Raw genomic sequence first — 24,113 nt, 5'->3', positions numbered from 1 at the left:
CGGCTTTATTTGGAAATTCTTTAGGAAATCTATATTTTTGCATATATTTTTTGATGAAATAGAATCTTAGAACGAATAGAATAATTTGTATCATATATGCTACGTATAGCTGTACAATCCAAAGGCCGTCTTTATGAAGACACGATGGCTCTTTTAGCAGAGGCTGATATTAAAATCAGCTCTAGTAAACGCACTCTTTTAGTACAGTCTTCAAATTTTCCATTAGAAGTTTTATATCTGCGTGATGACGATATTCCTCAAAGCGTTGCAAATGGGGTTGCTGATATAGGTATCGTGGGTGAAAACGAGTTCTTAGAGCGTGGTGAAGACGCTCAAATAGTTAGCAGGCTTGGATTTAGTAAATGTCGGTTGGCATTGGCTATTCCCAAGAATGTTGAGTATCACGGTTTGGAATGGTTTAATGGTAAGAAAATTGCGACCTCTTATCCAAATATACTTTCTCAATTCTTGAAAAAGAATCAGGTGGATGCGAAAATCCATGTTATAACCGGTAGTGTTGAAATTAGCCCGGGTATCGGATTGGCTGACGGCATATTTGATATTGTCAGCTCTGGAAGTACGTTGGTTAGTAACAACCTTCGTGAGGTGGAAACGGTGATTAAGAGCGAAGCCTTACTGATAGGAAATAAAAATATGGATGATGAAAAACTCAACATCCTTAATGAAATGCTCTTCCGTTTTGAAGCAGTCAGATCTGCCCAAGATAAGAAGTATGTCATGATGAATGCGCCTAAGCATAAGCTGAAAGAAATTATAGAAGTTTTGCCGGGCATTAAAAGCCCTACTATTATCCCATTGGCTGATGATGAGTGGTGCTCTATCCATACTGTACTTGATGAAAAGCGCTTTTGGGAAATCATAGGTAAGTTAAAAGAATTGGGCGCTCAAGGTATTCTTGTAACTCCCATAGAAAAAATGATTTTATAGTAACAGCTTTGTTTTAATAGGCATAAAGATGAATATACTAAAGTACCCGCAGAAAGCGCAGTGGGCGGAGATCGTAAAGAGACCGCAGTTGGAAATGTCGCAATTAAGACAGACTGTAGAGGGAGTTCTTCGTGATGTGAAAGAAAATGGTGACGAAGCTATTTTGCGATATGAAGCTAAATTTGACCATGTAGAATTATCCTCGCTCATCGTCAGCGAAGAAGAAATGAATGAGGCAGAGCGGTTGGTGCCACAAGAGTTGATTGCTGCTCTAAGTTTAGCGCATGATAATATAGCCAAGTTCCATCAAAGTCAATATTTGGAGAGCCGGAAGATAGAAACTTCTCCGGGTGTTGTATGTTGGCAAAAGAGCATTGCGATAGAACGAGTGGGACTTTATATACCGGGTGGAACGGCTCCACTTTTTTCCACGGTGCTGATGTTGGCTACCCCGGCTAAGATTGCGGGATGTAAGGAAATCGTCTTATGTACTCCTCCAAATAAGGAAGGAAAGGTAAATCCTGCGATTCTGATGGCGGCAAAGATTGCCGGTGTCAGCAAGATATTTAAAATAGGTGGAATTCAAGCTGTAGGTGCCATGGCCTATGGAACTCAAAGTGTGCCAAAGGTATATAAGATATTTGGCCCGGGCAATCAGTATGTTATGGCCGCTAAGCAAGAAGTTAGTTTGCATGATGTTGCTATTGATATGCCGGCCGGACCCTCCGAAGTCTGTGTGATCGCTGATGAAACAAGCAATCCCGCTTATATCGCAGCAGATCTGTTGTCACAAGCTGAGCATGGAGTAGATTCTCAGGTCCTTTTGATTTGTACTTCAGAGCGTATGTTGGATGAGGTAGCGAGTGAAGTTCAAATACAACTTGAACGCCTGCCGCGTAAAGATATAGCCGTAAAGGCTTTGGCAAATTCAAAAATGATATTGGTTCATAGCTTGGAAGAGGCTATTGATTTGAGTAACCTATATGCTCCTGAACATCTTATTCTCGGATTTGATAAATGGGAAGATGTAGTAGAGAAAGTGGTAAACGCTGGAAGTGTTTTCCTTGGCACTTACGCATGCGAAAGTGCCGGCGACTATGCAAGTGGTACTAATCATACTTTACCAACTCACGGATATGCCGTTGCCTATAATGGCGTGAACCTTGATAGCTATATGAGGAAAGTCACATTTCAACACTTAGATAAGCAAGGTGTGCTCAGTATAGGCGGTGCCGTTGTAGAAATGGCACAAAACGAATTGTTGGAAGCTCATGCTAACGCGATGAGAATTCGGCTGAATGACTTAAAATAGTTTTATGATGGAGAATATAAAAAAACTTGTCCGCAAGAATATTTTGGACTTAGCTCCCTACTCCAGCGCCCGTGACGAGTATAGCGGACATGAAGCCCATGTTTTTTTGGATGCGAATGAAAATCCTTACAATGCGCCGTTAAATAGGTATCCTGATCCTTTACAGAAGGATTTAAAACAACATATTAGCAAGATAAAAAGCGTATCGCCCAATCAGATATTTCTCGGAAATGGTTCTGATGAGGCTATAGATTTACTTTATCGGGTATTTTGTGTTCCCGGACAAGATAATGTTGTAGCAATAGAACCTACATACGGAATGTATAAGGTATGCGCAGAGATTAATGATATAGCATATAGGCCTGTATTATTAGATTCTAATTTCCAAATTGAGGCTGAAACACTTTTGGAAGCTATTGATTCCCATACTAAATTAATGTGGATTTGTTCTCCCAATAATCCTACCGGCAATTGTATTAGACGAGAAACAATCGTAGATGTGCTGAAGTGCTTTGACGGTGTTGTTGTTATAGATGAGGCGTACAGCGATTTCTGTTCTGAAAAGCCTTTTAGGAAGGAGTTAGAGAACTTTCCTAATTTAGTGGTGTTAAATACTTTAAGTAAAGCTTGGGGATGTGCCGGAATTCGTTTGGGTATGGCTTTCTCATCTGCGGAAATTATAGGCTTATTGAACAAAGTAAAGTATCCTTATAATGTCAATGCACTTACGCAGCAAGAGTCTCTGCAAATCCTGAACAATCCATTGCAGGTTGAAAAATGGGTGAGTCTAATTTTGGCAGAGCGTACGCGTTTAATAGAAGCATTTAAACTGCTACCAATCTGTGAATACGTATATCCTACAGATGCAAATTTCTTTTTAGCCAAGATGACTGACGCTTCAAAAATCTATGATTATTTAGTAGAAAAAGGAATAATCGTTAGAAATCGCAGTTCAGTTAAGTTATGCGATAATTGTTTAAGAGTAACAGTGGGAATGAAATCTGAAAACCAAGAATTACTTGCAGCTCTCAGATGTTATAAGTCATGAGAGATAATCAAAGGTTAAGTATGTTGTAAATCAATATTATTTAAAACTTTTAGGCATTATATCGTACATTTCTTTAGTTTCAATTATTATTACTATCTTTGCAACATTTAGAAAAATAGGAATTATGACAAAACAAGTAGAAAAAATTAAAGAACTTATAGCCAAGCGGGAGCAAGCTCGTTTGGGAGGTGGCGAAAAGGCTATCGAGAAGCAGCATGCTCGTGGAAAATATACAGCGAGAGAGCGTATAGATATGCTCGTGGATAATGGTAGCTTCGAAGAGTATGATATGTTTAAGCTCCATCGCTGCCATAATTTTGGAATGGAGAAAAAACAATACCTTGGTGATGGTGTGGTTGCTGGTAGTGCTACTATAGCCGGTCGTCTTGTTTATGTATATGCTCAGGACTTCACTGTGAATGGCGGCTCACTTTCAGAGACAATGGCACAGAAAATCTGTAAAGTAATGGATATGGCCATGCAGAATGGAGCCCCCGTTATTTGCATGAATGATTCAGGTGGAGCTCGTATTCAGGAAGGTATATCTGCGTTAGCCGGTTACGGTGAAATTTTTGAACGTAACATATTGGCGAGTGGAGTGATCCCTCAGATTTCTGCAATCATGGGCCCGTGTGCCGGTGGCGCAGTTTATTCTCCTGCCCTCACAGACTTTATTCTTATGATGGAAAATACATCATACATGTTCCTTACCGGTCCTAAAGTTGTAAAGACTGTAACAGGTGAGGACATAGATGCAGAGCATTTGGGGGGGGCCAGTGTACATGCAACTAAAAGTGGTGTGACTCAGTTTACTGCGAAAACAGAGGAAGAAGCCATGGAAATTATTAAGACTTTATTGTCTTATCTGCCTTCCAACAATACAGAAGAGGCTCCTCGCACAGAGTGTACTGACCCGATTGATCGTTGTGAGGATAGTCTTAATGAAATCATTCCTGATGATCCTAACAAAGCCTATGACATGTATAAGGTGATTACGGCTTTGACTGATAATAACGAATTCTTTGAAGTTCAAGCTAAGTTCGCAAAGAATATTATCACCGGATTTGCCCGCTTTAATGGCCAGAGTGTAGGTATTGTAGCTAATCAGCCTTCTGCTTACGCAGGTGTACTTGATACTAACGCAAGTCGTAAGGGTGCTCGTTTTGTTCGTTTCTGCGATGCATTTAATATTCCAATTGTAAGTTTGGTTGATGTTCCCGGTTTCTTGCCCGGAACCGGTCAGGAATATAACGCAGTGATTCTGCATGGTGCACAGTTGCTTTACGCTTATGGAGAGGCTACTGTGCCCAAAATCACTATAACTTTACGTAAAAGCTATGGTGGTTCTCATATTGTGATGGGATGTAAACAGTTACGTGCTGACTTGAATTTTGCATGGCCTTCTTCTGAAATAGCTGTAATGGGTGCTAGTGGTGCGGTAGCGGTATTGGCAGCTAAGGAAGCTAAAGCTGTAAAAGAAGCAGGTGATGATGTCAAAGCATTTTTAGCTCAGAAGGAGGAAGAATATACAGATTTATTTGCTAATCCTTACCAAGCAGCCCAGTATGGTTATATTGATGATGTAATAGAACCAAGGAATACACGTTTTCGTATTTGCCGTGGTTTAGCTCAATTGGCCACCAAGCGTCAAAGTTTACCGGCAAAGAAGCATGGTTGCATGCCTATGTAATTAATACAGAACATTAATATTAGAGCATAACTTAGTGATTATGGATAAAAATATACATGCGGCAATTGCAATGGCTCTCTTTGAATATGAGGGTAATAATGTACATGACAAAGAGTCTGGGATTATTACAATCAAGCCTAAAACCACTTTGTGGAATGCAAAGTTTTTGTCAATGACCCCTAAACCATAAATTAAACCAGATAAAAATGAAAGAGTTTAAATATACAATTGAAGGCAAAGAATATCAGGTTTGCATAGGTGATATTAATGATAATATCGCAGATGTAACTGTTAATGGTGAAAAATATGCTGTAGAATTAGAGCAGCCGGCTGAGCCTGAGAAGAAGAAAGTTGTTTTAGGTCAGCCTGTTCAAGAAGGTTCTTCAGAAGAAACAAGTGCTGCACAAAATGTAAATACAGCCAATGCCGTTAAGGCTCCCCTACCGGGTACGATTATTAATATCAATGTTGCCGTAGGCGATGATGTTAAGGCTGGAGATACTGTGTGCGTGTTAGAGGCTATGAAGATGGCTAATAATATTGAAGCTGAACGCGATGGTAAAGTTACAGCTATTCTCGTTAAGCAAGGACAGAGTGTGATGGAAGAGGAAGGCTTAGTTGTTATAGAGTAATTTATACCAGAGATACTTCTTTTCGTATAAAATAATCCCTTGGTTTTTCTAAGCTAAAGAAAACCAAGGGATTATTGTTTTATATTTAAAAAATGCCAATTTCTTTTAGGGGGATGTTGATTAAAATTAAAAAGAGAAACTTTGTCAAGATTTTTTAGTACCTTTGCAAATGTCAAATTTGAACGTATATGCCGAAAAAAGTTTTATTCATTAATCAAGAGATTACACCGTATGTGCCTGAATCTGAATTGTCTATAATGGGGCGTGATTTGCCCCAAAAGGTACAAGAAAGTTCTTTTGAGATAAGGACGTTTACTCCAAAATGGGGAACTATCAATGAGCGTAGAGGCCAATTGCATGAGGTTATTCGTCTTTCTGGAATGAATTTGATAATTGATGATACTGATCATCCCTTGATTATTAAAGTTGCTTCTATTCCCCAATCGCGTCTTCAAATTTATTTTATCGACAACGATGATTATTTTATGAAGCGGCAGATGGATGTTGATGAGACCGGCGAGGAGTATCCGGATAATGGTGAACGAGCTATTTTCTTTGCACGTGGTGTTCTTGAAACCGTAAAAAAACTTAGATGGTCTCCTGATGTTATTGTATGTCAAGGCTGGATGGGCGCAGTTGTACCACTTTATATAAAGAAAGCATATAATGACGAGCCATGTTTCGCAAATACAAAAGTTATCACATCTTTATTTCAGAAGCATCTTAAGAATGATTTAGGAGATAATTTCAAGAAGTGTGTAGGTTTTAGGGGAGCAGATTCTAAGTTACTGAGCAGCTATAATGAAACGTTTAATTTTATAGAGTTAGGTAAATTGGCACTTGATTATAGCGATGGAGTTGTTGTCGCAAGTGAAGCTGTTAATACTGAACTTTTGGATTATGCTCGCCAGCACGGCCTTCCTATTTTAGAATATCCCGGAGAAGATTATATTCAAGCATATACCGATTTTATCAATAAAGTTAGTGAATAGAATCAAATCTATCAAGAAAGTATTGCAGTACAATGAAAGCTAATATATTGGCAAGTTTATTCTTTGCCACTCTTACTCTCGCAGCTTGCGATGAATCAACAGACCAAATTGGAATTTCTTTAGTAGATAATGCTGATTTGCTTGAGGTTACGACTGATTCTTTTAATGTAAGTTCTAAGTCCGTATTGGTCGACGCAGTTCTTGGAAAGAATGGTATTGGCTACTTGGGACGAATCAAAGATCCGGAAACAAAAGACTTAATAAGTTCTAGTTTCATGTCTCAAGTTGCTACTATAGAAAACTATTCATTTCCTCAAAAAACGCTTATTGCGAACACTGTAAATGGAGAAGTACAAGCAGATTCTTGTGTTGTTAGTCTATATTTTTCAGAGTTTTATGGAGATTCTTTAGCTCCACTGAAAATTAATATGCAGGAACTTGTAAAGCCTTTGCCTGAAAGTTCAAATTATTATAGTAATTTTGATTTAGTAAAGAATGGCTATTTGCGTACGGATGGTATCAATTTAGATAAGGTCTGTACGCTAGCTGATTTTACATATTCTGATAAGGAGCGTTCTTCGTCTGCCAATGGTAAGCGTATTCAGTTTAGTCTAAATGCCCCTTATAAGGATAAAAGCGGTGTGACTTATTCCAACTATGGAACGTACATCCTGCAAACTTATTATCAACATCCTGAGTATTTCAAAAACTCTCAAACATTTAGAACTCACGTCGTTCCCGGCTTTAATTTCTCTGTGAAAAGCGGTTTGGGTGCGATGGTTTATATTACAAATGTGCAGTTGAATGTATTTTTGACACGTAAGGAAGCTGATAATAAGAAATCTGTTTACATGGCTTCCTTCCCCGGAACGCAAGAAGTATTACAAACATCTAAGGTCATAAATGACACAGATAAGCTTCAACAGCTTGTTGATGATAATTCATGTACTTATCTTAAAACGCCTGCTGGCATTTTTACAGAGTTAACGATACCAGTGGATCAGATTCTTAAAGGACATGAAAAAGATTCTATCAACTCTGCCAAGATTGTTTTGCAGCGTATTAATGAAGAATCCTCTGATGACTATCAGTTACCAGTTCCTACTCAATTGTTGCTTTTGCCTAAGAATCAGTTAAATACTTTCTTTGAAAATAGAATGATAAATGACAATGTTACATCATATATAGTTTCAAGAGATTATAATGTTGATGGCAATAATCGCTTCAGCAGCTATAAAAATACATATACATTTAGTAACATTGCCGGGCTTATAAAAGCTATGGCAAAGTCAAAGCAGAAGAACTCCACTGATTGGAATAAGGTTGTAATCGTTCCCGTAACAACAACAACTGCTACTATCAACCAAGCGACATATACCACGAGTATTCGTCATAATATGGCGTTAAGTAGTACACGGTTGGCCGGTGGAGAGAAAAATTCTCGTTCTCCTCTTAAAATCAGTGTGATTTATTCAAAGTTTAAATAAATAAGACTGTCGACCATGGCCGATAACTTTTTAGAGAAACATAGAGCTGCTTATGAAGAGCGTAAGGCAGAGTGGCTTAGAAAGAAAAAGTATTTGCCAAAGTATAAAAAAGGCTTGATGATAACCAAGCCTGAAGATGAATCTTTATAAGATAAAGCCATATCTAAACAGATAATGTTAGATATGGCTTTTAATTTATTACCTATTGCAAGAATCGTAGTCCATAGAAAAGGATTTTCTTTTCGTGTAGCTCTCCTATATTATATAGTAGTTCAAAGGGATATGCTGGGCTGATTAGGGAAGTAGCCGTATGGCATAAAATCCAATAAATCAATTCCTAAGTCCATATTATTTCCTTTTCCTATCCATTCGGAGAAAGTGAATCTCTCAGGCAACTGCTCAATTAACGTTATAATCTTTTCTTTAACTTCTTCTACTGTGCCTTGTTTTATATGATATGCAAAGTGCTGATACTCTTTTGGCATGATCTTATGCTTCAGCCATAGCGAATATTTATCCGGATGTTGGGCAATAGTTTTTTCTACGACTTTCAATTCTTTTTTCGTTGGTGGCCATATATAGCTCAGGCGTACATATTTCGGTGTATTGCGTTTGAGCCGTCCATCTTCATAGCAGAATTGCCGATACACAACAATTGAGTTTTTATAGTCGCCTTTGTTATGAGTCTTGGTATAACGCACTTTATCATCGAATATTTCATAATAGTACAATATGACAGCGTCTAACCTGCAATAGCCACTAATCCAATCACCTTCTTTTAAACTTTGTTGAAATAGTTCTCTTCTTGTCATAAGATCGTTTTCGTATGTTAGTCACGCCTATTTTCTTCTTATATCCATATAACTTACAAGAGCCATAGAGGCAAAGAAGTATTATAAAATTAGATATTTCTGCCAGCTCTGTATGGGAACTCCATAATATTTTTGATCAAATAATGGAGATATACAAGGAGGTTGAAGCAAATAGTTTTACGTAAAAAAGGAATCTATCAAGCGATGGATTCCTTTTATATAAAACATAAATAATATTGCTTTAAAACTTATAGCCCAATGTTATCAATAATTGATGACGTTTGAAGTTCACTTTCGATGGTGTAGGTAGATTGTCTTCAATAGACGGTGTTGGGTCTTTTGGATTGTCATAGTATGCCATGAATGGATAGAAATCTCCATTGGTAGCACTATACTGATAAGCTATGTCCGCAAAGAACTTACTAAATGTAAAGCCCATACCTGCTGTTATACGGTTGGTTGCCTTCCAATTTGTATAGTCCGTAGATGTTGCGTTTGCTGATCCTTGTGACAAGATAGAGCCATCTCTATACCCATTTTTATTAAACATGGGAGAAACATAGTTATATCCCAAGCGAACTGCCAAATTAGGCATGGCTTTAAATTCACCACCAATTTTCAATGTAGATACTCCCTTCAATGTCTCTTTTGTATGGGCGTTCATGGCCTCGTCAGAAGAGCTTGTATCATAGTAGTCGTAACCGTAGGGCGTATATTCATAATAACCACCGTCAATCACACGATTATCCATGGCTCCGTAGTCCGCATATTCATAAGTTGCGCCCAATGCCAAATAGTTTCCTACTGTATGCCCCAAGCTCAAACCAAACTTCCATGGAGTATATACTTTGTAATCTAATGAAGAATGATTGCTGACACTTCCATTATTAGGCCCGGTTGACTCATTTGTTTCTTTCAATCCATCAATATAGGCTGTACCCGTTCCGTGTAATGTCAAATCATACCATGTTGGCGTATTGACATAGAGACCAATTCTAAAAGGTGAAGTCTCTATGGGGCGGAATATAGCTCCTAACTTTATATCATAGCCACTGCCCTTGATAGAGAGTTCTTCTTCAGAGCCGGCAATGCCTCCATTTACTAAATCTTCTCCATATACACTAGCGCTTTTATTGCGGACACTGTGAAGGCCGAATGTCAATCCAAGGTAAATTCTATCCTTTATGTTGCCGCTGATATTAAAATCATACTCGCCTATATATCCCTTTTGATATTGAGCAAAGAGATAGTCTGACGCATTGAAATAGGCATACTTATCATCATTCTTACTATACTCTAACAACTTGCTGTAGCCATCATCTATAGCATTCCACATGTATCCGGCCATATTCTTGTCATTCAAGCTAACTCCATAATCATACTTTCTAACGGTTTGCTTGTTTTGAGAAGCATGTGTCAACTGGTTAGCTGCGGTCAAAAGCTGGTCAAAGTTTCTGCTTTTGTGATAATTAAAGGCTATGTTCAAATAAGAGTTACGACCAGTCTTTCTTGCCCAAACAAGACCTATCTGATCAAAACTGGCATTTGTCTTATTACCATTTATTTCCGCATTGGCCCCTCTGTATGATATTTTATTGGCTGCATCTTGTTGTGTCACTAATCCACCGGATAATGATAACTGTGATTTTCTAAACAATCCGATACCGGCCGGATTACTGCTGATCGTTGATATATCAGCCCCCAAGGCCTCCATGGCGCCACCCATACCTACGTAGCGGGCCGTTCCGTTTAGGTCATTGTCTATCAACTTTGTGTCTTGATAGGTTTCTTGGGCTACTGCCGGAGCTATGGCAAGGCTCCAAACAGAAAATAATATAATTGATTTTTTCATAATCGATATGTACAAAAATAAATAACTAATTGATTCTGTGGATATTCTTAACGGTGTCCGAATCGGCCTCCACCACCGCCAAAGCTGCCACCACTTCTGCCGCCTCCGAAGCTGCCACCGCTACTACTGCCACCTCTTGAGCCGAAGCTACCGCCTGATGGGAATGAGGATGAAGGTGTATAAGTGCGTGTAGAATTCTCATTACGCCCGGAGAAAGAACCATTCCTACCCTGATATACATTATTATATCCATTGTTATAGGAATTCCTGCGCGTATTTACAGAGCGGTTGCTTCCGCGTGAAGAGAATACTCTACCCTTTGAACTCTGATAGTTTCCACTTCTATTTCCAAAAGAATAAGTACGTACTCCGGCCGGAGTATTTTGTCTGGCGATATAGCCTCGATGGTAAGGCCAATATCCTCCACTCCAATAGCCACCATAATAGGGGTAGCCCCATCCGTAGCCATACCAATTAGAATAATACCACGGATCATACCAGCCATGATAACTTCCCCAGCGGCTATAATACCATGGATCATACCAAGGATTCATACCGTAGTATCTATGCCAATAATAGGGACTATTCATGCGGTATGAGTACATCCATGGATCATAAAAATCATCCCACATTCCCAGCCTTGCACTGTACCTATAGTCTTCTTCTCCGTCAAGAATGGTGTCAGAATAACGGCCTACGAAAGTAGTATCAATGTAGATGGAATCAGGATATACTCCATTTCCTTTCCGAAATTCTATAATGTCATTTCCATTCTTATCGGTACCAATTTTTTGATAATGGCTCCAAAAGTTTCCTTTTCTATTATATTCATCTACATTTCGTTGGCTGCCGGCATAGTATGTTGGCTGCTCCTTTGTAGTCTGGATATTGGAGATTTCTGTTTTCTCTGTCTTCTTTGGTGTAAAGTAGACATCGTCATCCTGTGCCATAGAAACAAGTGGCATGGCGCCTAATAGGATTAAGGATAAAAACATTTTATTCATAATTTCTACTCCTTTTTATTTGATTTATTATTTTATGATACAAAAATAGATATATCTTTCATGCAAATGTAAGGATTTTCCCTAATCCAAGATAGGATTATCCCTATTTTTTATATATTTGCAATCTAAATTAACAACAAGGCAAAATGAAATATTTTAGTTTTCGTTTTCAGTTTCAATGTTCTGATAGTGTTTTAGAAATCGCTAAGGATTTACTTGCTGATTTGGCTGCAGACTGTGGCTTTGAGTCTTTTGAAGATACAGCCGACGCATATATAGGTTATGTTCAACAAGATTTGGTAGACGAGGAATTGCTTCTTCAGTTGATTAAAACTTTTCCCGTTGCTGATGTGGTAATCACATATAAGAGGGAGGAAATTGTCGACCAAAATTGGAATACCGTTTGGGAACAGCAAGGGTTCGAGCCTATAAATATAGATGATAAAATTATAGTTTATGACGCCAAAAACATGTTGAGTGTTCCTCAAAATCCCAATTGTATTCATATTGGAATTGATGTTAATCAAGCATTTGGAACAGGAACTCACCACACTACTCAAATGATGATTAAGGCATTGTCTACGATGGACTTAAAAGGTAAGTCGGTGTTAGACTGTGGTTGTGGCACTGGTATTTTGGGGATTGCCGCTTCCAAACTTGGAGCGAATCAGGTATATGGATTTGACATTGATGAGTGGAGTGTCAATAACAGCCGGCATAACGCTGACCTAAATGGCGTAACGAATCTTGAAATCCTCCACGGGACAGCCGAAGTTATCCGGCATATTAATGTTTGTTTCGATGTAGTACTTGCTAATATAAATAGGAATATCCTTTTGGATGACATGGCTGAATATATAGCCTCCATGGCTGATGGTGCTCAAATGGCCATTAGTGGCTTCTATATCGAGGATATTCCGCTTCTACTGACTAAAGCCGAGACATTGGGATTGGTCGAAACAAAACGGTTTGAACAAGAAAATTGGGCCTGCGTCATTCTTGAAAAACGATCGATTTGAAGTAATCTTTCAATACACCTTTGTACCCCTTCTGTGAGTCTGAAAGCAAAATAACAACTTGTCTGTTATCGGGTAATTTAGGACCAAGGCACATTCCCTCATAATTTGCGAATGAGCGATTGGTCAAGTTGAAACGTGTGACCCACGAAGCAATCATTTTTTTATGGGTGGTTCCCATCCTTTCCGATCCACGTAGCAATGTTGTATAGTAGATTTTTGTCTCTGCTCGTGCCCCTATTTTATGCTTAGGCATAATGATTTCCCGCTGCAATACCAAGCAAGTAGAATCACTTAAAGCACATATCTCACTAACTCCTATGAACATACTGTTATATAGAGGTTTATCAATTTCAAACAAATATATACCTTTCTGTTTGAAATTTGTATTATATGCCGTGATATAGCATGGCGCTGACTCATTGGCTATAAGGATTGTATTGCCATCGGGAGCGCATGAAAGTGCTTCTAATCCTAAGTTTGCAGGCAAATTCTTATACGCTTGAGGTATGGAGAGTTGCCAATTTAAATAACGTCCCAATGTGTCATAGGCTAATACCTGATTATCTGCTTCCCCGCTAATGAGAATTGTTTGGCTTGGCCTATGAAAAGCTATTCCTTCCGCATCTCGGTTTTTCAGTGTGGAAGTGCGAAACTCTTTGCGTTCTACATGAATTATATCTCCGCTTAAAGAATCGATTTGAATATTGAAAATGTAGAATCCATCAGTTGCCGATTTATCATCCACAACAGCGTATTGGTTGTTTCCTAAATAGGTAATACCACTGTAATTGGCATGTGGTATAGTCCGATGAAACGACTTTTGCGTCCTTATCTGTACATCAAGATTTTGGGCACTGACGGAAGTTTGTGTCGCAACGATAAGATAGATTATCGTAAGTAATATTTTTCGCATGAATTATTGATTTCCGGTTACAAAGTTAATCAAATCATGCTGAAGCCTTCATCATTAGTTGGTATTTCTGAAAGAATTAAGGAGAAAAACTCTAAGCATGAATCCATTTTTTTGTAATTTTGCACCTATTAAATGGCAAACTGTGAGATATGGTTACTTTATTGTGTCTCGAGTGCTTTAAGATTATATGAAATTATCAGAGTTAAAGACAGGCGAACATGGCGTTATCGTTAAGGTAACGGGCCATGGTGGCTTTAGAAAGCGTGTCGTTGAAATGGGGTTCATAAAAGGTAAAAAGATAACCGTATTGTTGAATGCCCCACTCCATGACCCGGTAAAATATCAGATTATGGGCTACGAAGTGTCATTACGACATTCGGAAGCAGACAAGATAGAAGTCATATCAGAGAGCGAAGCAAAGGCTGCTAACTTACTTACGATCGACAAAGAGAAGCCCTTTTTGCAAGACAACTTGGCTGAGTCAGACCTTGCCGTGACCGATAAGCTGTTAGAAAGCGTAGCTGCCAAGCGCCGACATACCATCAATGTGGCTTTGGTTGGTAATCCTAACTGCGGAAAAACATCCTTTTTTAATTTTGCGTCAGGAGCGCATGAGCGTGTAGGAAATTACAGCGGGGTCACGGTTGATGCTAAAGTCGGGCATGCCAGCTTCGAAGGGTATGAATTCGATTTGGTAGATTTGCCCGGAACTTATAGCCTTTCTGCTTACTCACCGGAGGAGTTGTATGTGAGAAAGCAGATTATAGATAAAACTCCCGACGTTATCATCAATGTCATAGATACCAGCAATCTTGAGCGAAATCTTTATTTGACCACACAGCTTATCGACATGCACGTCCGGATGGTGTGCGCCCTTAACATGTTCGATGAGTCCATGCGGCGAGGCGATCATGTTGACTATGATAAACTTGGAGAGCTGTTTGGGGTACCTATGGTTCCCACGGTTTTCACTACGGGGCGTGGTGTTGAGACCTTATTTCATACGATCATCCAAATGTACGAGGGAACGGAAGACGCCGACTCCCACTTCCGACACATCCATATCAATCATGGGCATGAAATCGAGAAGGGTATCTTGGAAATACAAGAACATCTTAAAAAAGAAGAAAACCTTAGGGAGCGCTACTCTACTCGCTATTTGGCCATCAAGTTATTGGAGTACGATAAGGATGTGGAAGATTATGTCGCAACCCTTCCTGACGCCAAAGAGATATTTGAGCATCGTGACTTAGCGTCGCAGCGGGTAAAGGAAGAGACGGGTGATGATAGCGAGACAGCCATCATGGATGCGAAATACGGCTTTATCAATGGCGCTTTGAAGGAAGCAGAATATCGCACCGGGAATAAGAAAGATACTTATCAGATGACCCATTACCTTGATCGTATCATCACGAACAAGTATGTTGGCTTCCCCATTTTCCTTTGTCTATTATTTATTATGTTCTCTGCCACGTTTGTTATCGGTCAATACCCGATGGACTGGATAGAGAGTGGTGTCGCGTGGCTGGGCGAGTTAATTAACCAAGCCATGCCCCAAGGACCACTGAAGGATATGTTGATTGATGGCGTTTTGGGAGGAGTAGGCTCGGTTATCGTGTTTCTGCCACAGATACTGATACTTTATTTCTTCATATCCTTTATGGAAGATAGTGGCTACATGTCAAGAGCTGCTTTCATCATGGATAAGTTGATGCATAAGATGGGGCTGCATGGCAAGTCGTTCATTCCACTTATCATGGGATTTGGCTGCAATGTTCCGGCTGTCATGGCTACGAGAACAATTGAGAGCAGACGCTCGCGTATTATCACCATGCTGATACTTCCCTTTATGAGTTGCTCGGCCCGCCTGCCTATTTACATCATGATCACCGGCTCATTTTTCGCTTTGCAATATCGCTCTTTAGTCCTTATGCTTTTGTATGTCATAGGTGTGCTGATGGCAGTAGTGATGAGCCGTCTTTTAAGTCAGACATTGGTAAAGGGTGAGGACACGCCATTTGTGATGGAACTCCCTCCCTATCGCTTCCCGACTTGGAAGGCCATCGGCCGTCATACGTGGGAGAAAGGCAAACAATATCTTAAAAAGATGGGAGGAATTATCCTTGTTGCCAGTATTATCGTATGGGCATTGGGGTATTTTCCGCACAATGACCAACTGACAAGCCGCCAGCAACAAGAGCAGAGTTTCATTGGGCGAATCGGTAAAACCATCGAACCTGTATTCTTGGCCCAAGGCTTTGATTGGAAGTTAGACGTGGGACTGATTGCCGGAATGGGTGCCAAAGAGATTGTTGCCAGCACGTTAGGAGTGCTTTATAGTGATAATGCCAGCTTTGGAGATGACAATAGTTACAGTGAGAATGGTGGCAAATACGAGATACTTCGTAGACAAATGGTCTTCGATATTGCCCAATTACACGGTGTAGACGAGAAGGCCGCGGAGCCTATCGCAACCCTTACAGCCTTCAGTTTCTTGCTGTTTGTGCTGCTCTATTTCCCTTGTATAGCTACAATAGCCGCTATCAAGGGCGAAACCGGTAGCTGGGGATGGGCGCTTTTTGCCGCGGGATATACAACATTCTTAGCTTGGCTGGTCAGTGCCTTAGTATTCCAAATAGGAATGCTTCTACTGTAATTGGGAGTGAAAGATTATTTTCCCGATAGATATATACAAAGACTAATTTAAATATACGGATGAGTTTCAAGTTATCATGGTGCCTGCCAAGACGCCATCGGTTGATGGTTTTATTACTGATATGCTTGTTGTTGCTTGCTGCATGGGCGATATGGATAATAAAAGCTTATTCTGAACAGCAAGTTAAGAAAAGTATTCTACAATTGGAGCGTAGGTCTTATTTTGTACTCTATGCCAATGGCGAACCGCTACTTACGTTCTCCGAATTTACGCCTGACTCAGTAATGGCAGGTCTGTCTTTCTCTGAAGACTCCGTAAAGCGTACTCTTTTTACCGCAGGAGGCTTTTGGGTGAATCGACATGTAGCCTTTCCCTCTTGTAACGGGCGGGTGATGGCTGTTGTCAGTAAGTTGGGAGAGGTCATCCCAACACCCAATAATGCCAAGCTATTCTTACGGAAAGAAATCTCTTATCTCACTGCGGATTTGAAAGCCATGCGCCTTAGACAGGCTGAGTTGCGCTATTATTTGAGAGTTCACGGTGTGCAGGATGAGGGATATGACATTATCGCCAAATATGCCACACGTCTGCATGCGCAGATCGACACTACCCTTTCGGCACTTGAAAAGTTGAGAAAGATAGGTCCAAATACTACGATAAAAATAAATCAAAAGGCAAAGTTTACCGCTAAATTCCCTGATGGTAAAGGCCAATGGCAAGCCCATGAACTACGCATTGTCAAGCGTTCAACCGGCGGGCGCTACGCTCTTCTTCAGACACTTTCGGAAGAAACACCACAAGATGTCAAGCCTTTGGTTTTATTACCATGGAAATCAGAAAAAGGAAAGGAGGCTGTTGGAGCTTCATTCTTAACCAACGCTCAAGGGAAAATGAATAGCAGTCTGATAGAAAGCTATTTACAAAGTAACGGAAAATACTCGTTCTCTGATTATTTACTGAAAGATGGCTGTCCTATCTTCACTCCTAACGGTACATTTATCGGTATGAAAGTAGATACAACCATTATTTATCGGGAAGAATTAAAGCAGATTTTAAAGGAAGGAGATAATGAAAATAAATAATCTTTTGTTGCTTCTTGCAGTCGCTTTGAGCTCATGCACGGCTAAGTTAGGAACAAATGCTTATAAGCCGGCAGCTTTCGGACAACATGAGAGCTATCAGGGAGAAATGCAGTCGGGTAAGCCCCATGGCTATGGTCAGTTGATGCGAGGTGACAGCATTTTGTATGTGGGCTATTGGAAAAAGGGCCTTCGGCATGGCGAGGGGCAGATTACTGACGCTGTAAGCCGCATCATTAAGGGGCGGTTCAGGGCTGACACGCTCTATTGGGGCCGACGTGAAGATTATCGTGGGGTATATATGGGAGAAATGAATGCCCTTGGGCAGGCTTCAGGGCATGGTATTTATCGTGGTCGTAACGGCTTTAACTATGAAGGGCACTGGAAAAACGACAAGGAAGATGGCTTTGGCATAGCCATGACCGACCATCATCAACTGAAAGTTGGTGAATGGAAAGCAGGCCGGTTTCGGGGTGAACGCCTCAATTATACGTCGGACCGAATCTATGGTATCGACATTTCCAAGTACCAACATGTCATTAAGAAGAAAGTATATGGCATTGATTGGGCCCATCTACGCATAACTCATTTAGGAACATTGAGCCGTAAGAAGATTACGGGAAAGGTAGATTATCCCGTTTCGTTTGTCTATATCAAGAGTACGGAAGGTATCTCGGTGCGTAATAAATTCTATCCATCAGACTATAGGCAAGCCCAAAAACATGGCTATAAAACCGGTACTTACCACTTCTATTCTACCACTTCGCCTGCCCTTGCCCAAGCTCGGCACTTCGTTAAAAGCTCTTTTTACAAGGTGGGTGACCTGCCACCGGTTTTGGATGTGGAGCCGTCGAACCAGCAAATAGCTAAAGCCGGTGGCGCGGAGGCTCTTTTCAAAGGGGTTAGAACGTGGCTTAATTATGTACATGCTAAGTGGGGAGTGAAGCCTATCTTGTATATCAGCCAATCATTTGTAAACCAACATTTGCCCAAGGCGGAGGATTTGAAGCAGAATTATAGGGTATGGATAGCCCGATATGGGGAATATAAGCCCGATGTGAAGCTGATTTATTGGCAACTTTGCCCTGACGGGAGGGTGCAAGGCATACGGGGGGACGTTGACATCAATGTTTTCAACGGCTATCAGGATGAGTGGGACGAATACATAGGACGTATTTGGTAGGAGCATACAAGAGCTTCTCGCATGGTTGATAGCTTATAAAGTACAAAATAAAAGCAGCCTTATGACCTCGTCATAGTGGCTCTTTGAAGCGGTGAAAGCATAGCTTTGAGCAGGTCATAAGGCACCAATGAGAAAAGGTTGGGGCTGATGAAGAATAGAGAACTATAAGATGTGAGGGACTGAAGGGGGACAAACGGTTGACCTTCATAGGCTTTAGCCCGTATCGTAAGCTAATAAAATAAGGGGCAGCAAACTGTAATCTGTTTGCTGCCCCTTATGCTTTAGCGGGATAAGACTTTATTCAAAGACTTCGTCTATCTCATTCATGGGATCTTCTTCTCCCTCCTCTTTTATGCAAGGATTATAGTCGGGAGGAAGTTGGAAAGTAGCCTCCTCGTTATAGCCGAGCGACTTGTCCCTATAAACTTTGCGCATGAAGTAGGCCCAAATCGGTAAGGCCATGGTGGCTCCCTGCCCCATTCTCATGGAATCGAAGTGGATGTCACGCTCCTCACCACCAACCCAGCAGCCACTGACAAGCTCCGGCGTGAAGCCCATAAACCATGTGTCGCTGTTGCGGTTGGTCGTTCCGGTCTTGCCTCCAATCTCACCTTTGAAATTATATTTGTAGCGGAGACGCCCTGCGGTACCCTCATCGACAACAGCTTTGAGCAGTACAAGCATTTTATCCGCACTCTCCGAACTGATGACTTCATTCATACGAGGTTGGAAACGAGCCACGACGTTGCCCTCATTGTCCTCTATACGTGATACGAACATGGGGGCGGTGCGGATTCCGTGATTGGCAAATGTGGTATAGGCACTTACCATTTCGGCAACGGAAACTTCGCATGGGCCTAAGCACAGTGCCATTGAGGGATGGATGTCAGGATTGTTGATACCGAAATCATGGAGCATTTGAACAAACTGACGTGGGTTCATCTTACTCATCAGGTAAGCGGAAATCCAGTTGTTTGACTGAGCCAATCCCCATTTAAGCGTTACCATTTGACCATAACGGCTATGTGAGGTATTGCGAGGGGTCCAACGTTGACCGGCCACAACATAAGACCGCTGGATATTTGGAGCCACATCACAAGGCGAAAAGCCATTCTCCATCGCCATGGCATAAAGATAGGGCTTGATGGTAGAGCCAACCTGACGGCGGCCACCCATCACCATGTCATACATAAAATGATTATAGTCAAGTCCACCTACATAGGCCTTTACGGCTCCGGTAATAGGATCCATGCTCATGAAACCTGAGCGGAGGAATTTCTTATAATAGCGGATGGAGTCCATGGGCGACATAACGGTATCCAAATCACCGTGATAGGTAAAGACCGTCATGTCGATAGGTTTGCGGAAAGCCTCATTAATTTCCTGATCAGTGGCTCCGGCTGCTTTCATGACCCGATAGCGTTCGCTCTGTACCATCGACCTATTCATGATTTTACGTACCTGCGCCGCAGTGAGCTGATTGGTGAAAGGAGCGGTTGGCTTATGAGCTATTTCCTTATTGAATTCGGGTTGTAGGAATTTGGCCACATGCGCATAAACTGCTTCTTCCGCATAGCGCTGCATGCGTGAGTCGATGGTTGTAAACACTTTTAAGCCATCGGTATAAACGTTATAAGGTTTACCATCTTTCTTAAAGTTCTTGTTGCACCATCCGTAAAGCGGGTCAGTATCCCATGCGATGGAGTCGATGGTAAATTGCGATTGGCTCCATGAGGGATAATCCTCACGCTCAGGCCGTGTTGCCATCATGTATTGGCGCAGGAATTCCCTGAAGTATGTGGCCGTACCATCCTTATGATCGGTTCTATGAAAAGACAGTTTTAGTGGCTCATCGCTGTGCTGATGATATTCTGCCTTTGAGAGATAACCCACCTTTTGCATTTGTCCCAAAACGACATTGCGACGTTGTTGGCAACGCTCCGGGTAGCGCACGGGGTTGAAGAGTGAAGGGTTCTTGCACAGACCGATAAGCGTTGCGGCTTCAGTAATGGTCAAGTCCTTAGGTTCTTTGTTGAAATAAGTGTTGGCAGCAGTCTTGATACCGACTGCGTTATGTAGAAAATCAAAGTAATTAAGGTAGAGCGTCAATATCTCTTCCTTCGTATAGGTACGCTCCAATTTGATGGCTATCACCCATTCGATAGGCTTTTGCAGAAGACGTTCCTGCACGCTGTTGGCCGTAGAAGAATAGAGCTGTTTGGCCAATTGCTGGGTTATGGTACTGCCACCTCCCGCACTGGCTTGTCCCAAAATGCCTCGTTTGACGATGGCACGGCCAAGGGCTATGAAGTCGATACCAGAATGTTCGTAGAAACGTTCATCCTCCGTGGCGACCAATGCCTTTATTAAATAAGGTGAGATCTTGTCGTATGGAACAGCTATTCGATTCTCTTTATTCAAGTTCCACGTACCGATAACTTTTCCATCGCTGGAATAAACTTGAGTAGCAAAACGGCCTATAGGATTTTGTAAATCATTGATTGGAGGCATATATCCAATCCATCCATTCCAAATAGCAACAAATGCCAAAACTGTAGTTACTATCGCAATAGCCAAAACACTCCAAAGGAAATGTATAAGCGCTCTTCGCATAGGGTTGAAAATTAAATTTTGACAAAAATACAACTTTTCCATGAATTATAACTATCAAAATAAAAATTATGCCTAACTTTGACGTCGAATTCAGACCTATCCAAACAAAAAGATATGGAAAAACATAATTTTGTAACGATTGCTGACCTGAGTAAGGAACAGATTTTATACCTTATTCAAATGGCGCAGGAGTTTGAGCGCCACCCCAATCGTGAATTACTGAAAGGAAAAGTCGTGGCCACGCTTTTTTATGAGCCTTCTACCCGTACACGCTTGAGTTTTGAAACCGCCGCTAACAGATTGGGCGCCCGGGTTATCGGCTTCTCTGACGCAAAGGCTTCAAGTGTAGCAAAGGGAGAAACGTTGAAAGATACCATCCTGATGGTTGGCAATTATGCGGACGTGATAGCCATGCGTCATTATATAGAAGGGGCTGCGCAGTATGCGAGTGAAGTGGCTCCGGTTCCGATTATCAATGCCGGTGACGGTGCCCACATGCACCCTTCCCAATGTCTTCTCGACTTATACTCCATCTATAAAACACAAGGTACACTTGAAGACTTGAATATCTACCTTGTGGGTGATCTAAAATACGGTCGCACGGTTCATTCTCTTATTACCGCCATGCGCCATTTCAATCCTACTTTTCATTTTATCGCTCCGAAAGAATTGGCTATGCCCAATGAATATAAGTTATATTGTAAAGAGCACAATATAAAGTATCAGGAGCATACGGCATTCAATGAAAAGATTATAGCCGACGCCGATATACTTTACATGACACGTGTGCAAAAAGAAAGGTTTAGTGACCTTATGGAATATGAGCGTGTGAAGAATGTATATATCTTGCGCCGTAATATGTTGGGATTGGCCAAACCCAATATGAGAATTCTCCATCCGTTGCCGCGTGTGAACGAAATAGCTTATGACGTGGATGATGACCCACATGCTTATTACATTCAGCAGGCACAGAACGGACTCTACGCTCGTGAGGCGATTTTCTGCCATACATTGGGCATTTCGCTCGAGGATGTCAAAAATGATAAAACGATTATTGATTGACCAATATGGAAAACAAGAAAGAAAGACTTGTAGCCGCCATTGAGAATGGTACGGTTATTGACCATATACCGGCAGAGAAAACCTATCAGGTAGCCAACCTATTAGGATTAGATAAATTGGCCACGCCTATTACGATAGGTAATTATTTCGCCTCTAAGAAAGTGGGAAAAAAGGGAATCATCAAGGTAAGTGACAAGTTTTTTACGACAGAGGAGATTTCCAGATTGTCAGTCGTTGCACCCAAGGTGGTACTGAATATCATCAAGGATTATGAGGTCGTAGAGAAAAAAACGGTGGAAACGCCCGACGAGTTGCGTGGAATCGTAAAATGCAACAATCCCAAATGTATTACCAATAATGAACCCATGGATACCGTCTTTCATGTGGTGGATAAGCAAAATGGCGTCTTGAAATGCCATTATTGTGACAAGGAGCAGGAAATGGGCAAGGTAGAACTTTGTTAGTAAATGGCGTTTCCCTTTCCGACGAACAAGAATTTTTCATAACCAATAAACATTTTTATAATGAAAAGAGACCAAGAAATTTTCAATCTTATTGAAAAAGAACACCAGCGCCAACTGAAAGGCATGGAACTGATTGCTTCAGAAAATTTTGTGAGTGATGAAGTGATGGAAGCTATGGGTTCATACCTTACCAATAAATATGCTGAGGGCTATCCCGGTAAGCGTTATTATGGTGGTTGTCAGGTGGTTGATGAGGTAGAAACATTGGCCATAGAGCGTGTGAAGAAACTGTTTGGCGCAGAGTATGCCAATGTTCAGCCCCACTCCGGTGCGCAGGCTAACCAAGCTGTGTTCTTGGCCGTGCTGAAGCCGGGTGATACCTTTATGGGATTGGATTTGGACCAAGGTGGCCACCTTTCACATGGCAGTGAGGTGAATACGTCAGGCATGTTATATAACCATATAGGCTATACCTTGGATAGAGAAACCGGTCGTGTTGATTATGATGAAATGGAACGGTTGGCATTGGAGCATAAGCCTAAACTTATCATTGGTGGTGGTTCTGCCTATAGCCGTGAGTGGGATTATGAAAGAATGCGCAAGATCGCGGATGAGGTAGGTGCGTTGCTGATGATTGACATGGCCCACCCTGCCGGTCTTATTGCAGCCGGAATATTGAATAATCCATTGAAATATGCGCATATTGTTACGACAACTACGCACAAGACTTTACGTGGTCCTCGTGGTGGTGTGATTCTCTTGGGTAGGGATTTTGATAATCCTTGGGGATATACAACCAAGAAGGGCGAGGTAAAGAAAATGAGTACATTGTTGAATTCTGCGGTTTTCCCGGGCAACCAAGGTGGTCCCTTGGAGCATGTCATAGCAGCTAAGGCTGTGGCTTTTGGTGAAAATTTGCAACCATCGTGGGTTGAGTACGCTACACAAGTGAAGACCAATGCCGCGGTTTTGGCAGACTCACTGATACAGCATGGTTTTAGCATTGTGAGTGGTGGTACAGACAACCATTCCATGTTGCTCGATTTGAGACAAAAATATCCCGATTTGACGGGAAAAGTGGCAGAGAACGCACTTGTGGCTGCCGATATTACCGTTAATAAAAACAAGGTGCCCTATGATGAGCGCTCTGCATTTCAGACATCAGGTATTAGATTGGGTACGGCCGCAATGACGACTCGTGGCGCAAAAGAGGATATGATGAGGTTAATAGCCGACTTGATAGACGAGGTGTTGGCTGACCCTGAAAACGGTCAGGTAATTGCTCGCGTTAGACAAAAAGTCAACGATACAATGAAAGATTACCCCTTGTTTGCTTATTAATTTTCA

General features: G+C 41.3%; 21 protein-coding genes. 16 read left to right on the top strand and 5 right to left on the bottom strand.

Going from position 1 to position 24,113, the window contains the following annotated elements; translation table 11 throughout:
- Nucleotides 1-96: 96 nt before the first annotated feature.
- The 9 genes from hisG to VIR50_RS06805 all read left to right on the top strand — a co-directional run bounded on the left by hisG (nt 97) and on the right by VIR50_RS06805 (nt 8,259).
- Nucleotides 97-948 (top strand): ATP phosphoribosyltransferase, encoded by an 852-nt coding sequence (gene hisG, locus VIR50_RS06845; RefSeq protein ID WP_331934387.1) that lies wholly within the window; start codon nt 97-99, stop codon nt 946-948.
- 28 nt (nt 949-976) lie between these two features.
- Nucleotides 977-2,260, top strand: a complete 1,284-nt coding sequence (hisD, locus tag VIR50_RS06840; RefSeq protein ID WP_331934386.1) for a histidinol dehydrogenase — start codon at nt 977-979, stop codon at nt 2,258-2,260.
- A gap of 7 nt (nt 2,261-2,267) precedes the next feature.
- The gene (gene hisC, locus VIR50_RS06835; protein ID WP_331934532.1) at nt 2,268-3,308 is read left to right on the top strand and encodes a histidinol-phosphate transaminase; all 1,041 of its coding nucleotides are present in this window, start codon (nt 2,268-2,270) and stop codon (nt 3,306-3,308) included.
- Nucleotides 3,309-3,432: 124 nt separating this feature from the next.
- On the top strand, nt 3,433-4,998 hold the full coding sequence (locus VIR50_RS06830; RefSeq protein ID WP_331934385.1) for an acyl-CoA carboxylase subunit beta: 1,566 nt from the start codon (nt 3,433-3,435) through the stop codon (nt 4,996-4,998).
- 40 nt (nt 4,999-5,038) lie between these two features.
- Nucleotides 5,039-5,188, top strand: a complete 150-nt coding sequence (locus tag VIR50_RS06825; protein WP_331934384.1) for a hypothetical protein — start codon at nt 5,039-5,041, stop codon at nt 5,186-5,188.
- 16 nt (nt 5,189-5,204) lie between these two features.
- Complete coding sequence (locus VIR50_RS06820; RefSeq protein WP_331934383.1) at nt 5,205-5,630, top strand: biotin/lipoyl-containing protein; 426 nt, start codon at nt 5,205-5,207, stop codon at nt 5,628-5,630.
- A gap of 188 nt (nt 5,631-5,818) precedes the next feature.
- Entirely contained in the window at nt 5,819-6,622 is an 804-nt protein-coding gene (locus VIR50_RS06815) for a glycogen/starch synthase (protein WP_331934382.1), read from the top strand.
- 32 nt (nt 6,623-6,654) lie between these two features.
- Complete coding sequence (locus VIR50_RS06810; RefSeq protein WP_331934381.1) at nt 6,655-8,109, top strand: DUF4270 domain-containing protein; 1,455 nt, start codon at nt 6,655-6,657, stop codon at nt 8,107-8,109.
- A gap of 15 nt (nt 8,110-8,124) precedes the next feature.
- Nucleotides 8,125-8,259: a dehydrogenase gene (locus VIR50_RS06805; RefSeq protein ID WP_331934380.1), complete on the top strand. Its 135-nt coding sequence runs from the start codon at nt 8,125-8,127 to the stop codon at nt 8,257-8,259.
- 122 nt (nt 8,260-8,381) lie between these two features.
- Here the strand turns inward: VIR50_RS06805 and VIR50_RS06800 are convergent, their stop codons facing one another.
- The 3 genes from VIR50_RS06800 to VIR50_RS06790 form a co-directional block, all read right to left on the bottom strand.
- Nucleotides 8,382-8,921: a hypothetical protein gene (locus VIR50_RS06800; protein ID WP_331934379.1), complete on the bottom strand. Its 540-nt coding sequence runs from the start codon at nt 8,919-8,921 to the stop codon at nt 8,382-8,384.
- Between the two features lie 241 nt (nt 8,922-9,162).
- On the bottom strand, nt 9,163-10,773 hold the full coding sequence (locus VIR50_RS06795) for a hemin receptor (protein WP_331934378.1): 1,611 nt from the start codon (nt 10,771-10,773) through the stop codon (nt 9,163-9,165).
- Between the two features lie 47 nt (nt 10,774-10,820).
- A complete protein-coding gene (locus tag VIR50_RS06790) occupies nt 10,821-11,777 on the bottom strand; it encodes a hypothetical protein (RefSeq protein WP_331934377.1) in 957 nt (318 codons plus the stop codon).
- 146 nt (nt 11,778-11,923) lie between these two features.
- Here VIR50_RS06790 and prmA point away from each other — a divergent pair, with 146 nt between their 5' ends.
- Nucleotides 11,924-12,796 (top strand): 50S ribosomal protein L11 methyltransferase, encoded by an 873-nt coding sequence (gene prmA, locus VIR50_RS06785; protein WP_331934376.1) that lies wholly within the window; start codon nt 11,924-11,926, stop codon nt 12,794-12,796.
- On the opposite strand, the gene VIR50_RS06780 is transcribed toward prmA, so the two are convergent.
- Nucleotides 12,771-13,709, bottom strand: a complete 939-nt coding sequence (locus tag VIR50_RS06780; protein WP_331934375.1) for an esterase-like activity of phytase family protein — start codon at nt 13,707-13,709, stop codon at nt 12,771-12,773. The two genes, prmA and VIR50_RS06780, sit on opposite strands and share 26 nt — an antisense overlap.
- Nucleotides 13,710-13,896: 187 nt before the next feature.
- On the opposite strand from VIR50_RS06780, the gene feoB reads away from it, so the two are divergent.
- From feoB to VIR50_RS06765, 3 genes are all read left to right on the top strand, one after another.
- Nucleotides 13,897-16,365, top strand: a complete 2,469-nt coding sequence (gene feoB / locus VIR50_RS06775) for a ferrous iron transport protein B (protein ID WP_331934374.1) — start codon at nt 13,897-13,899, stop codon at nt 16,363-16,365.
- A gap of 104 nt (nt 16,366-16,469) precedes the next feature.
- On the top strand, nt 16,470-17,447 hold the full coding sequence (locus tag VIR50_RS06770) for a hypothetical protein (RefSeq protein WP_331934373.1): 978 nt from the start codon (nt 16,470-16,472) through the stop codon (nt 17,445-17,447).
- Nucleotides 17,434-18,627 (top strand): GH25 family lysozyme, encoded by a 1,194-nt coding sequence (locus VIR50_RS06765; protein WP_331934372.1) that lies wholly within the window; start codon nt 17,434-17,436, stop codon nt 18,625-18,627. The genes VIR50_RS06770 and VIR50_RS06765 overlap by 14 nt, the downstream gene beginning before the upstream one ends.
- Before the next feature lie 297 nt (nt 18,628-18,924).
- On the opposite strand, the gene VIR50_RS06760 is transcribed toward VIR50_RS06765, so the two are convergent.
- A complete protein-coding gene (locus VIR50_RS06760; RefSeq protein WP_331934371.1) occupies nt 18,925-21,240 on the bottom strand; it encodes a transglycosylase domain-containing protein in 2,316 nt (771 codons plus the stop codon).
- A 114-nt stretch (nt 21,241-21,354) separates the two neighbouring features.
- Here VIR50_RS06760 and pyrB point away from each other — a divergent pair, with 114 nt between their 5' ends.
- Genes pyrB through glyA form a run of 3 tightly spaced genes read left to right on the top strand, consistent with a single transcriptional unit; the run spans nt 21,355 to nt 24,107 of the window.
- A complete protein-coding gene (pyrB, locus tag VIR50_RS06755) occupies nt 21,355-22,302 on the top strand; it encodes an aspartate carbamoyltransferase (protein WP_331934370.1) in 948 nt (315 codons plus the stop codon).
- A gap of 5 nt (nt 22,303-22,307) precedes the next feature.
- A complete protein-coding gene (locus tag VIR50_RS06750; RefSeq protein ID WP_331934369.1) occupies nt 22,308-22,766 on the top strand; it encodes an aspartate carbamoyltransferase regulatory subunit in 459 nt (152 codons plus the stop codon).
- 60 nt (nt 22,767-22,826) lie between these two features.
- Nucleotides 22,827-24,107 carry a serine hydroxymethyltransferase gene (gene glyA, locus VIR50_RS06745; RefSeq protein WP_331934368.1) on the top strand — a complete coding sequence of 427 codons (1,281 nt, stop codon included), beginning with the start codon at nt 22,827-22,829 and terminating at the stop codon, nt 24,105-24,107.
- Nucleotides 24,108-24,113 lie beyond the last annotated feature (6 nt).

Source organism: Prevotella sp., assembly GCF_036570325.1.
Lineage (GTDB): Bacteria > Bacteroidota > Bacteroidia > Bacteroidales > Bacteroidaceae > Prevotella.
This window is presented reverse-complemented; position numbering and strand designations above follow the sequence as displayed.